The sequence below is a fragment of the Promicromonospora sp. NPDC023805 genome, from assembly GCF_040639635.1.
In the GTDB taxonomy this organism is placed as follows: Bacteria; Actinomycetota; Actinomycetes; order Actinomycetales; family Cellulomonadaceae; genus Promicromonospora.
The window spans coordinates 261,533-275,063 of record NZ_JBFAAH010000001.1 but is presented as its reverse complement, the minus strand read 5'-3'; the positions used below and the strand labels follow the sequence as shown (position 1 = coordinate 275,063).

Below are 13,531 nucleotides of genomic sequence, written 5' to 3'. Positions count from 1 at the left end.
TGTGCTTATGACCTCTGCGAGCACCACCACCGAGGGCGCGGACGCCGTCCTCGACCCGGCGAACCCCTTCGCCGCCCCGTCCACCCTCCCGTACGAGCTGCCCGACTTCGCGGCGATCCGCGAGGAGCACTACGAGCCCGCGGTCGTCGCGGGCATGGCAGCGCACCGCGCGGAGGTCGAGGCCATAGCGACCAACCCGGAGCCGGCGACCGTCGAGAACACCCTGGAGGCGCTCGAACGCGCGGGACAGCTCCTCGGCCGCGCGGCGACGGCGTTCTACGGCACGCTGTCCGCCGACTCGACGCCCGGCCTGGAGGACATCCAGGAGCGGCTCGCGCCGCAGCTCGCCGCGCACCAGGACGCCATCAGCATGGACGCCCGTCTCTATGCGCGCGTGCAGTCCCTGGCCGACCAGGAGCTCGAACCCGACACCGCCTATCTGCTCGGCAAGCTCGTCACGGAGTTCGAGCGGTCCGGCATCGCGCTCCCCGAGGCCGACCAGGAGCGTCTGCGCGAGCTCAACTCCCGGATCACGACGCTGCAGGCCAGCTTCGGACGCAAGCTCCTGGCGGGTGCCAACGCGGCGAGCGTGCTCGTGACCGACGAGGCAGAGCTCGCCGGGCTGTCCCCGGACGCCGTCGCCGGGGCGCGCGCCGCCGCCGAGGCCCGCGGGCAGGAGGGCTGGCTCCTGGAGATGCAGCTCTTCACGCACCAGAACGTGCTGGCATCCCTGGCGGACGCCGGCCTCCGGGCGCGCGTCCAGGAGGCCTCGGCGTCGCGCGGCGCCACGGGCGGCGAGACCGACACGCGCGAGGTGCTCCTGGAGCTCGCCCGCCTGCGGGCCGAGCACGCGCAGCTCCTCGGCTACGAGCACCACGCGGCCTACATCGCCGCGGACGCCACCGCCGGCACCACCACCGCCGTCAACGAGATGCTCGCCCGGCTCGCACCCGCCGCCGTCGCCAACGCGCGGCGCGAGGCGACCGAGCTCGCGAAGATGAACGGTACGGCCGGCGTCGCCGCCGCCGACTGGTCCTACCTCAACGAGGCAGTGCGCAAGGATCGGTTCAACCTGGACGACGCCGCCCTGCGCCCCTACCTCGAGCTCGAACGCGTCGTGCACGACGGCGTGTTCAAGGCCGCGACCCTGCTGTTCGGGCTCTCCTTCACCGAACGGCACGACCTGGCCGGCTACCACCCGGACGTGCGCGTCTTCGAGGTGTTCGACGCACCCGAGCCGGGCGAGCCCGACGAAGGCCTCGGCCTCTTCCTCGCCGACTGGTACACCCGCGAGTCCAAGCGCGGCGGGGCCTGGATGAACAGCCTCGTGGACCAGAGCCACCTCCTGGGCCGGAAGCCGGTGGTCGTCAACAACCTCAACATCGTCAAGCCGCCGGCGGGTGAGCCCACCCTCCTCGTGTGGGACGAGGTCACCACGCTGTTCCACGAGTTCGGGCACGCCCTGCACGGGCTGCTCAGCGACGTGCGCTACCCGTCCCGGTCGGGCACCTCCGTGCCGCGCGACTTCGTCGAGTACCCCTCGCAGGTCAACGAGATGTGGTCCTGGGAGCCGGAGATCCTACGCTCGTTCGCCGTGCACCACGCGACCGGCGAGCCGATGCCCGCCGAGTGGGTGGACACCATGCTCGCGTCCCGCATCTGGGGCGAGGGCTTCGCGACGACGGAGTACCTCGCCGCCGCGCTGCTCGACCAGGCGTGGCACCAGCTGACGCCGGAGCAGGTCCCGACGTCGGTAGAGGACGTGCTGCCCTTCGAGGCGGCCGCGCTCGCGGCGGCCGGCGTCGACTTCGACGCGGTGCCCCCGCGCTACCGCACCACCTACTTCAACCACATCTTCGGTGGCGGCGGCTACTCGGCCGGGTACTACTCCTACATCTGGTCGGAGGTGCTCGACGCCGACACCGTCGAGTGGTACGCCGAGAACGGCGGCCTCACGCGGGAGAACGGCGAGGCGTTCCGCCGCAAGCTGCTCGCCCGCGGCGGGTCGCAGGATCCGCTCGCGTCCTTCGAGGACCTGGTGGGGCGCGCGCCGGAGATCGCGCCGCTCCTCAAGCGCCGCGGCCTGGCGGGCTGAGTGCGCCTGTACCTGCCTGGTCCACGGTCACGGGCCACTGCGTGCGTGACCGTAGACCAGGCAGGGCGCGCGTGCCGCTACTCGACACCGATCTTGCGGCAGATGCCGACCGCGCCTGCGCGAGTGAGCCCGAGTGCCTTGGCGATGTCGCCGTAGGATGCACCAGCCTCACGCATTCCACGGACGGCGTTGTTGCGCGCGTCGATCGCCCGCTCCATCTGCTCGCGGATCCGCCTTACCTCGCGCTCGCGCTCGGCTGCGACGGTGGCAAGCTCCTCGACGGTGCCCGCAGTCATGACCATCGCCTCGCGTTGTCCGCCGAGATCCTTCCCTTGTGGTGCGGGCAGCGTCCACGGCGCCGACACTGTTTCCCGTTTGCGGTTGGAGCACCGCAAACGCCGCTGGAGGTGACATAGTGCGGCTGGTAGTACACGGGGATATCAGTCGTGGGCCCCGGGATTTCGTCGTCGCCCTCGACCAACGGTTCAACGTCGATGACCTCAGCCAGCGCCTCCGCGAGCAAGGTTGCGTCCACAGTCTCTTGAACCATGAACCGCCCTGCATTGAACTTGAGTCGAAAGTCGGGGTCGCGGCTGAACCGCCCCGAGTCCACCGTGTGCCCATGCTCGTGGGCGAAGTAGGTGAAGAACACGACCTGGGTGCGAGTGTTGCCCTCGCGAAACAGGTGCGCGACGTTGATCTCGCCCCACGGCTCGGCGATGGCGGAGGCGAACTCGCTCCCGGTCATCTCTCGCAGGCCCGAAATCTGGTGGAGGGTACGGATCGATCGGTCGAAGTGCTCGGTCATTCCCTCCCCGGCCGAGTAGTAGGCGTAGGGATAAGTGGCTTCGGCGTCATACCGACCATCGCGAATGTCCCGAGGCGTGGGGCCGTTCTTGGTCATCCTCTCGGGAAACGAGGGGGCGGTGCGCTCCTGACCGGCCCAGGCGTAGACGTCACCGAAGATGTGCTGGTGGATCGCGCACATGTGAGCTCGGTCAAGATTCCCCGATACGGGCTCTGCGCCGAGTGCTTGTGACACGCGCAGCAGCGCAAATTCTTCCTCGAACTCTCGTAGATCCTCAGCGTTCAGGTGCCCGGCGTTGTTCAACAGGACATTGGTACCTGGGTAGTAGTAGTCGTCCCAGGCGTGGAACCGTGGGCTCAACTGGCGGCTGTCCGCTCGGCCGCCCGCTTGGCGACGCGCTTGGCGGAGCGTGCTGCGATCCGTGAAGCGGCCTCGTCGAAGGTGATTTCACCCCTCAGAGCACGACGGGTGTCCGCGTGCACCTCGGCGCCGCGCGGGTAGTGCCCTGCCGAAGCGAGCACGCCCTCGGCCGCCCTGATCGTCCGGTCTGCTTCCTTGGCGGTCAATGCGCGGTTCTTGTTGCTCTTCTTCGCCACGACGAGCCTCCCTTTGCTGTATCCCCCATCATACATGGCGATGAGCCGAGCGCAGTGCCCAGAGGGTCGGACAGGTACAACGTCTATGTACGGTGGCTCCGTGACCGATACCTTTCCGACCCCCACGCCCGTGCCCACCGCCGCCGACGAGGTCATCCGGATCTGCCAGGAGCTGATCCGGTTCGACACGTCGAACTACGGGAACAACGAGGGCCCGGGGGAGCGCGCCGCGGCCGAGTACGTCATGGAGCTGCTGCACGAGGTCGGCCTGGAGCCCGAGCTGTTCGAGTCCAGCCCGGGGCGCGCGTCCGTCGTCGTGCGCCTGGAGGGGGCGGACCGCAGCAGGCCCGCCCTCGTCCTGCACGGCCACCTCGACGTCGTGCCTGCCGCCAAGGACGACTGGACCGTGGACCCGTTCGGCGCGGAGCTGACGGAGACCGAGACCGGCAGCCTGATCTGGGGCCGCGGGGCCGTCGACATGAAGGACATGGACGCCATGATCCTGGCGGTCGTGCGGCAGATGGTGCGCGAGGGCCGCGAGCCCGCGCGCGACGTCGTCGTCGCGTTCTTCGCCGACGAGGAGGCCGGCGGCGTGTACGGCGCGCGGTGGGCCGTGGACCACCGTCCCGACCTGTTCGAGGGCGCGACCGAGGCGATCTCCGAGGTGGGCGGCTACTCGGTCGAGGTGGGCGGCAAGCGCGCCTACCTGCTGCAGACGGCGGAGAAGGGGATCGCCTGGCTGCGCCTGATCGCGGACGGCACGGCGGGGCACGGCTCGCAGGTCAACCCGGACAACGCCGTGACCGAGCTCGCGGCCGCCGTCGCGCGCATCGGGCAGCATGCCTGGCCGTACACGATCACGCCCACCGTGGACGCGCTGCTGCGCGGCGTCGGGGACCTCACCGGCCTCCCCGTGGACTACGACGACCCGGCGACCATCGACGCGCTGGTCGCGGCGCTGGGCCCGGTCGCGAAGTTCGTGGGCGCCACGGTGCGCAACACGTCCAACCCGACCCAGCTGGAGGCCGGCTACAAGGCCAACGTCATCCCAGGGCGTGCCGAGGCGGCGATCGACGTGCGCCTCCTGCCCGGCCAGGAGGAGTCGGGCATGGCGACGCTGCGCGAGCTCGCCGGCCCGCGCGTGCGGATCGAGCCGATCCACCTGGACACGGCGCTCGAGGTGCCGTTCAGCGGGAACCTGGTGGACGCCATGGTCGCGGCGATCGACGCCGAGGACCCTGGCGCGAAGGTGCTGCCGTACACGCTCTCGGGCGGCACGGACAACAAGTCGCTCCACCGGCTCGGGATCACCGGCTACGGGTTCGCGCCGCTGCAGCTCACGAACGACCTCGACTTCGCGGGCATGTTCCACGGCGTCGACGAGCGTGTGCCGACCGAGGCGCTGAAGTTCGGGACACGCGTGCTGGACCGCCTGCTGGCGACCTGCTGAGCTCGGTTCGCCGAAGTAAGTAGAGCGCCTGTCCGGGGCTCCCTGGTGCACGCCAGGGAGACCCCGGACAGGCGCTCTGCTTCGGCGAACCGGGTTCAGTCGAGGGTCGAGGAGACCCGGATGATCTTGCGGCGGAGCCAGACCTTACGTCTGCCGCCGATGTAGAGAAGGGTCCTTGCCAGCTCCCAACGGCCGTACTCGGCCTCTTCGGTGAGCAACCGGCGGGCGTCGGGCACGCTGGTGTCCGGATCGAATGTCACGATGCGGTACTCGTACTGACTGTGCTTGCGGAACACGGAGCCGTCTCTCGCCATCTGATGCACCGTCCTCGGGTCACGGGTGAGGTCAGTTTATGCCGTTTTCCAAGCTGGGCCGGCAGCAACACACTTTGTTGCGCCCATTGTGACGCACGGGGCGATCGAGCACAGTGACCGAGGTCGCACCACGCCGCAAACGATCACGAATTGCGATCCCGCAGGCCTGGACCTGGCGCTACAGTCAAGGCATGACCGTTGAACCGCGTGCCGCGCTAGATCGCCTCATTGCCGCACTCGAGGCCCATCACCACGCGGTCGCCACTCGCCGGAGTGACGACGACCCCGCCGTCGACGACGCGTACGACGTGCTCGCCGACGCCTACGAGGTGTACGAGGAGTCCCTGGCCACGGTGTTCGGCGAAGTGACGCCGTTCTACCTGGCCGACGAGGTCGACGACGACGATGACGACGACGACGAGGACCTCGAGGACATCGACTTCGACGACGACCTGGACGAGGCAGAGGAATCCGTGGAGGAGGACGAGCCGCAGCCTGCGCAGCAGCGCTGAACCGGCACGAGCACGGGCACGGACGCGGGCACGGACGCGGGTACGGACGCGGGTACGGTCACCAGCGTTCCGGGTAGCCGATCTCGGGGGCGGAGACGTCGTCGAGGGCGGCATGCACCTCGTAGGGCAGCTCCAGGCTCGCCGCTCCCAGCGACGAACGAAGCTGCGCCGGCGTCCGCGCGCCCACGATCGCCGACGCGATGCCCTCGCGCTCCAGCAGCCACGCGATGGCGACCTCCCCTGCGGTACGGCCAAGTCCTTCGGCGGCGGTCGCCACCGCCTCGACGACGGAGGACGCCGAACCCTCCAGGTACGGCTGCACGAAGCCGGCGAGGGCGCCGGCCGCCCGGGAGTCCGCCGGGATGGCGCGCCGGTACTTGCCGGTGAGCACGCCGCGCCCGAGCGGTGACCAGGCGAGCAGCCCGGCCCCGAGCGCGTCGGCGGCGGGCAGCACGTCGCGCTCCACGCCGCGCTGCAGCAGGGAGTACTCGAGCTCGACGGCGGCCAGGCCGACATCGGGCTCGAGCAGCGTCGCGACGCGCGCGGTGGCCCAGCCCGGGTGGTTGCTCAGCCCCACGTAGCGGGCGCGCCCCGTGGTGACGGCTATGCGCAGCGCGTTGCAGGTCTCCTCGAGCGAGGTGTTCGGGTCGGGGCAGGCGACGAGGAACAGGTCGACGTGGTCGGTCCCCATGCGCCGCAGCGACTCGTCGAGGCTGTCGAGCAGCGCGCCGCGGGAGGCGTCCACGACCCGGCCCGAGCCGCCGTCGGGCCGCGACTCCGAGCGGATGCCCGCCTTGGTGGCGAGGACGAGCTCGTTGCGCGCCACCTTGCCGGTCAGCAGCGTGCCGATGACGCGTTCGGCGTCGCCGTCGGCATAGCTGGCGGCGGTGTCGACGAGGGTGCCGCCGGCGTCGAGGAAGTCCCGAGCTTGCTCGGCCGCGTCGATCTCGTCGGTGTCGCGGCCCCATGTCATGGTCCCGAGCCCGAGTTCGGAGACCCGTAGGCCAGACCTGCCTACGCGGCGTCGTTCCATGTCGGGCAGGCTACCCGCGGCCCCGGCGGGTGCGTCCGGAGGCGCGCCGTGGGGTAGTGTCACCGCCCGTGACTCCGTGGGAAGCGATTCTTCTGGGCCTGGTCCAGGGCCTTACCGAGTTCCTGCCGATCTCGTCGTCGGCCCACCTGCGGATCGTCGGTGAGCTGATCGGCTCGGGCGATCCTGGCGCGGCCTTCACCGCGATCACGCAGATCGGCACCGAGCTCGCCGTGATCATCTACTACCGCCAGAAGATCGGCGCGATCCTCGTCGCCTGGTTCAAGGCCCTGACGGGCGCGAACGGCAGCGGCTGGCGCGCGCGCACCGGCCTGGGGCCGCGGTCCGGCTCGGTGGACCTGCGGCACGGCCGCCCCGGCTCGGGCGCGAACCACGACGCCGCCATGGGCTGGTACATCATCTTCGGCTCGATCCCGATCGTCCTGCTCGGGCTGCTGTTCGAGGACGCCATCGAGACCACGTTCCGCAACCTCTGGATCACCGTCTTCACGCTCACGTTCTTCGGGATCCTCCTGCTCCTGGCCGACATCTTCGGGCGCCAGGAGCGCGAGCTGACGTCGCTCACGGGGCCCAGCGCCCTCGGCTTCGGCCTGGCCCAGGCGCTGGCGCTGGTGCCTGGCGTCTCCCGCTCGGGAGGCACGATCACCGCCGGTCTGACCATGGGTTTCACGCGGAAGGCCGCTGCCGACTACTCGTTCCTGCTCGCGCTGCCCGCGGTGCTGGGGTCGGGCTTCTACCAGCTCTTCAAGACCCTCGGTGAACCGCTCGCGCCCGGGGCGCCCGGCTGGGGCGCCACGATCATCGCGACGATCATCGCGTTCGGCGTCGGCTACGCGGTGATCATCGGGTTCCTCAAGATCATCGGGAACTACTCCTACAAGCCGTTCGTGTTCTACCGGTTCGCCCTCGCCGGTGCCGTCGTGTACCTGCTCATGTCGGGCACCATCGACGCGACCGGCGGCGTCGCGTAGAACACATATCCAGCGCCCTGACGTGGTCCGGGAGTGTCGTGGGCGGCGGTTATCGTTGGTCGCGTGCACGCCTGGCCCACACCCCAAGTCCCGGAGCTTCCCGGCTTCCCCGTCTCCGACCCGGTGCGGGTCCACGACTCGACCACCGGTGAGCTCGTCGAGGCGGCGCCGGGGCCACAGGCCCGGCTGTACGCGTGCGGCGTCACGCCGTACGACGCCACCCACATCGGGCACGCGAACACCTATGTCGCGTTCGACCTGCTGGTCCGCGCCTGGCGCGACGCGGGCAAGGACGTCGTCTACACCTCGAACGTGACCGACGTCGACGACCCGCTGCTGGAGCGCGCGACCGCGACGGGCGTCGACTGGCGCGAGCTCGCGGCGTCCCAGACCGCCCTGTTCCGCGAGGACATGACGGCGCTCGGTGTCATCCCGCCGCGGACGTGGACGGGTGCCGTCGAGTCCGTGCCCGACGTCGCGCAGGCCGTGGCCGCCATGCTCGAGTCAGGTGCCGCGTACCGCGTGCCGCTGGAGCCGGGTGCGGGCGGCACGACGCCGGAGCTGGGCGACGTCTACGCCGACCTCACCGCCGACCCGCGCTTCGGGACCGTCGCACGGCTCGACCGGGAGCAGGCGCTCGCCGACTTCGCCGAACGTGGCGGCGATCCCGACCGCGAGGGCAAGAAGGACCCGCTCGACCCGCTGCTGTGGCGCCGTGAGCGCCCGGGTGAGCCGGCATGGGACGGCGGCCCGCTGGGCACCGGACGCCCCGGCTGGCACATCGAGTGCGCGGTGATCGCCCGGGACGGGCTCGGCCTGGCCGCGGGGGAGCGGTTCGACGTGCAGGGCGGCGGTTCCGACCTGCTGTTCCCGCACCACGAGATGTCGACGTCGCACCTGCGGGTGCTGTGTCCGGTCCCCGAGGGCGCAGAGCCCGCCGGGGCGCGCACGCACGTGCACGCGGGCCTGGTCGGCTACGAGGGCGAGAAGATGAGCAAGTCGCTCGGGAACCTCGTCCTGGTCTCCCGCCTGCGCGAGGCCGGCCACGACCCGATGGCGATCCGGCTGGCCCTGCTGTCCCACCACTACCGCACCGAGTGGGAGTGGGACGAGACCTCGATGCCCGAGGGCGAGGCACGGCTCGTCCGATGGCGCGACGCGGTCTCGGGCAACGGCGGCCCGTCCCCCGACGCGACCCTTGCCGCGGTCCGCGCGGCGCTCGCGAACGACCTCGACGCGCCGGCCGCACTCGCGGCCGTCGACGCCTGGGCCGAGGTTTCCCTCGACCCCGCACGGGACACCTCCGCGGACGAGGAAGGCGCTCCGGGAGTCATGGCTCGTACGGTAAACGCCCTGCTCGGAGTGCGTCTTTAACCCTTTGAGTGTCCGGTTTGGGCGAGGTAGGCCAGCGCCACGCCAGGCGCCGGACGGGTTAGTTTTGACCCCTGCTTCCGTTTGTATTTAACCCGGGGCAGGATGGGGAGCATGACGGAGTACGAGGAAGACTTCACGGGCGAGACCCGGGTCACCGTCACGACGACGCCCCGGTGCAGCACGCGCTATCGCGTGGTGCGCAACGGACCAGGATATGCACCGGTCTATGACCGCGTAGAGGACGCCGCACGGTGTCTCGAGACGTGGGTGGGATTTCACGGTCCGGACGCCGGAGTGCGGATCGAACCGATTTCCAGCAGCGTGTGAACCCAACCGCCGAAACCGAATGAAAGAGGCCTGAGCCCGCTGGGCTCAGGCCTCTTTTACGTGCTCGTCAGAGCTTCTCGGGACCGCTGTCCTTGCCGCCGGTGTCCCGTCGGCGCAGGTAGCGCTCGAACTCCCGCGCTATCGCGTCGCCCGAGGCCTCCGGGAGCTCTGCGGTGTCCTTCGCCTCCTCGAGCTGCGCCACGTACTCGGAGATCTCCGAGTCCTCGGACGCCAGCTCGTCCACGCCGTGCTGCCAGGCCGCGGCGTCGTCGGGCAGCTCGCCCATGGGGACCGGCTCGCCGAGGATCTCCTCCACGCGCGTGAGGATGGCGAGCGTCGCCTTGGGCGACGGCGGGTTGGCGACGTAGTGCGGCACGGCGGCCCACAGGCTGACCGACTGCAGGTCGCGCTGTGCCGCTTCGTGCTGCAGCACGCCGACGATCCCCGTCGGCCCCTGGTAGGTGTTGGCCTCGATGTCGAGCACCGCCTGCAGGCCCACGCTGTCCGACGTCGCGGTCATCGGGATGGGCCGCGTGTGCGGCACGTCGGCCAGGAGCGCGCCGAGCGTGATCACCGTCCGCACCCCGAGGTCGTCGGCCACCTGCAGCAGGTCCTCGCAGTACTTGCGCCAGCGCATCGACGGCTCGACGCCGTGCACCAGCACCACCTTGCGCTCGCCCACCTGGGCCACCGAGATGGAGGTCGTCGGCCAGGTGATGGAGCGTTTGCCGTCGTCGTCCAGCGAGATGTACGGCCTGTTGACCTGGAAGTCGTGGAACTCCTCGGGGTCGAGCTCTGTCACCTTCTCTGCGCCCCACACCTCGGCCAGGTGCGTGAGGGCCGACGTGGCAGCACTTCCCGCGTCGTTCCAACCTTCGAAGGCAGCGAGGAGCACGGTCTGGCGAGGCGAGGCCTGCTCCGGCTGCTCGTGATGCGCGTCGGTCATCCCCCCAGCCTATGGTGTGGGACGCCCGGCGTGGCCAGGGGCGCGGTCGCGTTCGCGGACGGGCGAATTGGCGGGCGGACGTCGGCTGCGGACCCGAGGTGCAGGTCAGAACACCGGGACACCGGCGCGCAGCGCGCCGCGGACCTGGACCTCGACGCCGCGCCACGTACCGGTCCAGAGCGTGTAGCCGGGTTCCATCATGCGCTGGTCGATCGCGTGGTCCAGGCCAAGTGCGCGGGCGATGCTCTCGCCGTCGTCCAGGTGCCAGGGCTGCAGGCACACCCGCTCCGGCGTGACCGTCAGTACCTCTATCCAGTCCGCGCGAACGTGCCGCAGCAGATCGATGACATCGCCGAGACGTTCGGTGACCGACTGCGTCGCAATGGGGTTCACGAGACTCTCCGGTGCGTGGATCGGGCGGGGGGCGAGCATGGGGGAGGGCATGGGGCAACTGGCTGAGACAACTGTGCGTCAAAGCACGGGACGTGCCATCGGCAGCGCTCGGGACGTTTCGGTGATAGATACGTCCCTGGGGGTATTCACGATGAGAAATCAACGACTGGTCGCAGCGATGGCTCAGGCAGGCCTGAGCCAGGTGCGCCTGGCTGCCGCTGTGGGCGTTGACCCGAAGACGGTCGAGCGCTGGGTGGCCCAGGGCCGCACGCCGCACCCGCGCCATCGGGTGGCGGTGTCGGACGCCCTGGGCTGCGACGTCGCTGCGCTCTGGGGCGACGTCGACCGGGCCGAGGCCGCGGCGCAGGAGATCGTCGGGGTGTACCCGGCGCGGCGCGCCATGCCGGCCGGTACCTGGCGCGCCTTCCTCGCGGGCGTGGAGCAGCGGTTCGAGCTGCACGCGTTCGCCGCGACGTTCCTGCCCGACCAGACCCTCGACCTGACGACGGAGATCGTCACCATGGCGGCACGCGGCGTGCAGGTGCGGCTGCTGCTCGGCGACCCCGAGGGCGACGCCGTGGCCGTCCGCACGCGGGAGGAGGGCGGTACGGGCCTCGCCGGGCGGATCGCGCTGGTGCTGGCCTACCTGGCGCCCGCGCTCGGCACACCGGGCGTGGAGGTGCGTCTGCACGACCGCACGCTGTACGCCACGACCTTCCGGTTCGACGACGACCTGCTGGTCAACACCCACGTGTGGGGCTCGCCCGCCGGGGCGAACCCGCTGCTGCACCTCAAGGACGGTCCGGAGGCGTCGATGGCGCCCGCTTACCAGGCGGGGTTCGAGCGGGTCTGGACGGCCGCCAAACCTCTGGAGGCATGGCCTCGGACGGAGGACTCGGACAGGGTGGCGTGATGGTGCGGTTCGACTACTTCGACGACCCATCCGCTCCGCCCGTGAACTCCGTGGTCCCGTCGGTGACGGTGGCGGTGCGGGACGACGTCGGACGGCTGCTGCTCATCCACCGCACCGACAACGACCTCTGGGCACTGCCCGGCGGGGGCATCGACCCCGGGGAGACGGTGCGCGAGGCCGGCGTCCGCGAGACCGAGGAGGAGACCGGGTACCGCGTGCGGATCACCGGCCTGGTCGGGATCTACACCGATCCCCGGCACGTGATCGTGTACTCGGACGGCGAGGTCCGCGCCCAGTTCTCCATCTGCATGCGCGGCACGGTCACCGGAGGCGCGGCACGGACCTCTGTGGAGTCGAGCGAGGTCGTGTGGCAGCACGTCGACAGGCTCGGCGAGCTGGAGATCCACCCCTCGATGCGGCTGCGGATCGAGCACGCGGTGGACCCGACGCGGACGATGCCCTTCCTCACCTGACGGGCTCTTGCCGGACCCTGGCGGGCCTCACCTGAAGGGCAGCCCCAGCCGGCGCTCGATCCCGGACACGAGCCGGCGTAGCCGCGGCTCTGCGTCGTGCATGCTGCGGGACACGAGGTGGTCGGGCGGGTAGCGGTCGTAGATGCGCTCGAACCGCTCGTCGACGGTCACCGGCTCGCCCCGCGCCGACGTGGTCATGTCGCAGTAGGTGAGCAGGTCCAGCAGCTCGGGGGCCGGCTCGGGGAACTCGCGCCGCAGTGCGTCGTCCAGGCCACGCTCCGCGGCTTCCACGGTGGACTCCGTGTGGTGCGCGACGAGGCCGGTCAGCTCCGCCGGGACCCCCAGCCGCGCGAGGTAGCGGGCGCCGTCGAGCTGGTGCAGGCCGGTGTCGAAGGCCGCGGCGGCGTAGCCGATGTCGTGCAGGTAGGCGGCGGAGACGAGCAGGTCCGGGCTGCCGAGCACACGCGCGACCTGCTCGGCGCGGCGGCCGACGCCTATCGAGTGCGCGAGGCGGTCGGCGCCGGGCTCGAAGAGCGCGGACAGCAGTGCCTGTGCGCCCGCGGGGTCCAGCTCCCGCGGGATGGTTCCGTGCATCGGTTCACCGTAGATCGCCGTGCGGCGCACGGCGCGACGGGCGGCAAAGGGCGCGGTCGGGGGACGTGTGCTGGTCTGCATCCTGAACCTCCGTCGTCAGAGCTCCGGTCGGCCGTTGACTATCCAGTCGCGGACCATCGCCGTCGTGCGGTGGTGGCCGGCGAGCGCGTCGTCGCGCGTGGCGTGCAGCTCCGCGTACTCCTCGGTGCAGTCGAGCTTGTCGTCCTCGGACAGGATGCCGTCCGGGTCGAGCCGCTCGACGAACACCATCGTTTCGTAGATCAGCGGAGTACGGCCGTGGGCGTGGCCGTGGCCGTTGTCGTCGTCCGCCGAAGCCGTGGAGTCGATGCCGGTCCAGACGGTGGAGACGTGGTAGAAGCCGATGTGGTCGCGCGCGACGTGGTCGCTGCCTGCTCCGCGGCGCAGCACCGACCACTGGTCCTGGGTGATCGGGTTGCCGTCGAGGTCGTAGTACGTCCGCTGCGAGAGTCGCTCGAAGAAATCGGGTCCGAACACGGTCATTCCTCCTCGTCGGTGCTACCGGGGTCGTCGGCCGTGGCCGCCGATCGTGGGCCAGCATCACCCAGGACGTCGCAGTGCGCGCGGCGAGGCTGTGAGTTGCGGGCTGCGGCCGGCACGTGGCGTATTGCGTCGGTATGAGCGCGGCGCGATCCTGGCGCTCGCATCGTCGAGCGCAGGACTTTCGGTCCGTCG

17 protein-coding genes are annotated in these 13,531 nt (G+C 70.5%); 8 read left to right on the top strand and 9 right to left on the bottom strand.

The window, feature by feature from the left end:
* Nucleotides 1–7 precede the first annotated feature (7 nt).
* A complete protein-coding gene (locus AB0F70_RS01225; protein ID WP_357442622.1) occupies nucleotides 8–2,095 on the top strand; it encodes a M3 family metallopeptidase in 2,088 nt (695 codons plus the stop codon).
* A gap of 77 nt (nucleotides 2,096–2,172) precedes the next feature.
* Here AB0F70_RS01225 and AB0F70_RS01220 read toward each other — a convergent pair whose 3' ends face one another.
* Genes AB0F70_RS01220 through AB0F70_RS01210 form a run of 3 tightly spaced genes read right to left on the bottom strand, consistent with a single transcriptional unit; the run spans nucleotide 2,173 to nucleotide 3,499 of the window.
* Complete coding sequence (locus AB0F70_RS01220; RefSeq protein ID WP_357442620.1) at nucleotides 2,173–2,391, bottom strand: hypothetical protein; 219 nt, start codon at nucleotides 2,389–2,391, stop codon at nucleotides 2,173–2,175.
* The gene (locus AB0F70_RS01215) at nucleotides 2,388–3,206 is read right to left on the bottom strand and encodes a Fic family protein (RefSeq protein ID WP_357442618.1); all 819 of its coding nucleotides are present in this window, start codon (nucleotides 3,204–3,206) and stop codon (nucleotides 2,388–2,390) included. Before AB0F70_RS01215 ends, AB0F70_RS01220 begins: the two co-directional genes overlap by 4 nt.
* A gap of 53 nt (nucleotides 3,207–3,259) precedes the next feature.
* A complete protein-coding gene (locus AB0F70_RS01210; protein WP_357442616.1) occupies nucleotides 3,260–3,499 on the bottom strand; it encodes a hypothetical protein in 240 nt (79 codons plus the stop codon).
* A gap of 100 nt (nucleotides 3,500–3,599) precedes the next feature.
* Between AB0F70_RS01210 and AB0F70_RS01205 the strand changes: the two genes are divergently transcribed.
* The gene (locus AB0F70_RS01205) at nucleotides 3,600–4,949 is read left to right on the top strand and encodes a M20/M25/M40 family metallo-hydrolase (RefSeq protein ID WP_357442614.1); all 1,350 of its coding nucleotides are present in this window, start codon (nucleotides 3,600–3,602) and stop codon (nucleotides 4,947–4,949) included.
* 95 nt (nucleotides 4,950–5,044) lie between these two features.
* Here the strand turns inward: AB0F70_RS01205 and AB0F70_RS01200 are convergent, their stop codons facing one another.
* The gene (locus tag AB0F70_RS01200; RefSeq protein ID WP_357442612.1) at nucleotides 5,045–5,263 is read right to left on the bottom strand and encodes a DUF5703 family protein; all 219 of its coding nucleotides are present in this window, start codon (nucleotides 5,261–5,263) and stop codon (nucleotides 5,045–5,047) included.
* Nucleotides 5,264–5,454: 191 nt separating this feature from the next.
* Between AB0F70_RS01200 and AB0F70_RS01195 the strand changes: the two genes are divergently transcribed.
* Nucleotides 5,455–5,775, top strand: coding sequence for a primosomal protein (locus AB0F70_RS01195; RefSeq protein ID WP_357442610.1), 321 nt, complete (start codon nucleotides 5,455–5,457; stop codon nucleotides 5,773–5,775).
* 58 nt (nucleotides 5,776–5,833) lie between these two features.
* Here AB0F70_RS01195 and AB0F70_RS01190 read toward each other — a convergent pair whose 3' ends face one another.
* Complete coding sequence (locus tag AB0F70_RS01190; protein ID WP_357442608.1) at nucleotides 5,834–6,808, bottom strand: aldo/keto reductase; 975 nt, start codon at nucleotides 6,806–6,808, stop codon at nucleotides 5,834–5,836.
* Between the two features lie 68 nt (nucleotides 6,809–6,876).
* Here AB0F70_RS01190 and AB0F70_RS01185 point away from each other — a divergent pair, with 68 nt between their 5' ends.
* The 3 genes from AB0F70_RS01185 to AB0F70_RS01175 all read left to right on the top strand — a co-directional run bounded on the left by AB0F70_RS01185 (nucleotide 6,877) and on the right by AB0F70_RS01175 (nucleotide 9,498).
* Nucleotides 6,877–7,797, top strand: a complete 921-nt coding sequence (locus tag AB0F70_RS01185; RefSeq protein ID WP_357442606.1) for an undecaprenyl-diphosphate phosphatase — start codon at nucleotides 6,877–6,879, stop codon at nucleotides 7,795–7,797.
* Nucleotides 7,798–7,860: 63 nt separating this feature from the next.
* Nucleotides 7,861–9,171: a cysteine--1-D-myo-inosityl 2-amino-2-deoxy-alpha-D-glucopyranoside ligase gene (gene mshC, locus AB0F70_RS01180; RefSeq protein ID WP_357442604.1), complete on the top strand. Its 1,311-nt coding sequence runs from the start codon at nucleotides 7,861–7,863 to the stop codon at nucleotides 9,169–9,171.
* Between the two features lie 111 nt (nucleotides 9,172–9,282).
* Nucleotides 9,283–9,498, top strand: a complete 216-nt coding sequence (locus tag AB0F70_RS01175) for a hypothetical protein (protein WP_116675661.1) — start codon at nucleotides 9,283–9,285, stop codon at nucleotides 9,496–9,498.
* 67 nt (nucleotides 9,499–9,565) lie between these two features.
* On the opposite strand, the gene AB0F70_RS01170 is transcribed toward AB0F70_RS01175, so the two are convergent.
* Together AB0F70_RS01170 and AB0F70_RS01165 are read right to left on the bottom strand one after the other, a co-directional pair.
* Nucleotides 9,566–10,444, bottom strand: coding sequence for a PAC2 family protein (locus AB0F70_RS01170; RefSeq protein WP_357442602.1), 879 nt, complete (start codon nucleotides 10,442–10,444; stop codon nucleotides 9,566–9,568).
* Nucleotides 10,445–10,549: 105 nt separating this feature from the next.
* On the bottom strand, nucleotides 10,550–10,837 hold the full coding sequence (locus AB0F70_RS01165; protein WP_165827219.1) for a hypothetical protein: 288 nt from the start codon (nucleotides 10,835–10,837) through the stop codon (nucleotides 10,550–10,552).
* Nucleotides 10,838–10,988: 151 nt separating this feature from the next.
* Between AB0F70_RS01165 and AB0F70_RS01160 the strand changes: the two genes are divergently transcribed.
* The gene (locus tag AB0F70_RS01160; RefSeq protein WP_357442600.1) at nucleotides 10,989–11,750 is read left to right on the top strand and encodes a helix-turn-helix domain-containing protein; all 762 of its coding nucleotides are present in this window, start codon (nucleotides 10,989–10,991) and stop codon (nucleotides 11,748–11,750) included.
* Nucleotides 11,750–12,223 carry an NUDIX domain-containing protein gene (locus AB0F70_RS01155; RefSeq protein ID WP_357442598.1) on the top strand — a complete coding sequence of 158 codons (474 nt, stop codon included), beginning with the start codon at nucleotides 11,750–11,752 and terminating at the stop codon, nucleotides 12,221–12,223. Before AB0F70_RS01160 ends, AB0F70_RS01155 begins: the two co-directional genes overlap by 1 nt.
* Nucleotides 12,224–12,250: 27 nt before the next feature.
* Here AB0F70_RS01155 and AB0F70_RS01150 read toward each other — a convergent pair whose 3' ends face one another.
* Both AB0F70_RS01150 and AB0F70_RS01145 read right to left on the bottom strand, forming a co-directional pair.
* A complete protein-coding gene (locus AB0F70_RS01150; RefSeq protein ID WP_357442596.1) occupies nucleotides 12,251–12,817 on the bottom strand; it encodes an HD domain-containing protein in 567 nt (188 codons plus the stop codon).
* 96 nt (nucleotides 12,818–12,913) lie between these two features.
* The gene (locus tag AB0F70_RS01145; protein WP_357442594.1) at nucleotides 12,914–13,333 is read right to left on the bottom strand and encodes a hypothetical protein; all 420 of its coding nucleotides are present in this window, start codon (nucleotides 13,331–13,333) and stop codon (nucleotides 12,914–12,916) included.
* Nucleotides 13,334–13,531 lie beyond the last annotated feature (198 nt).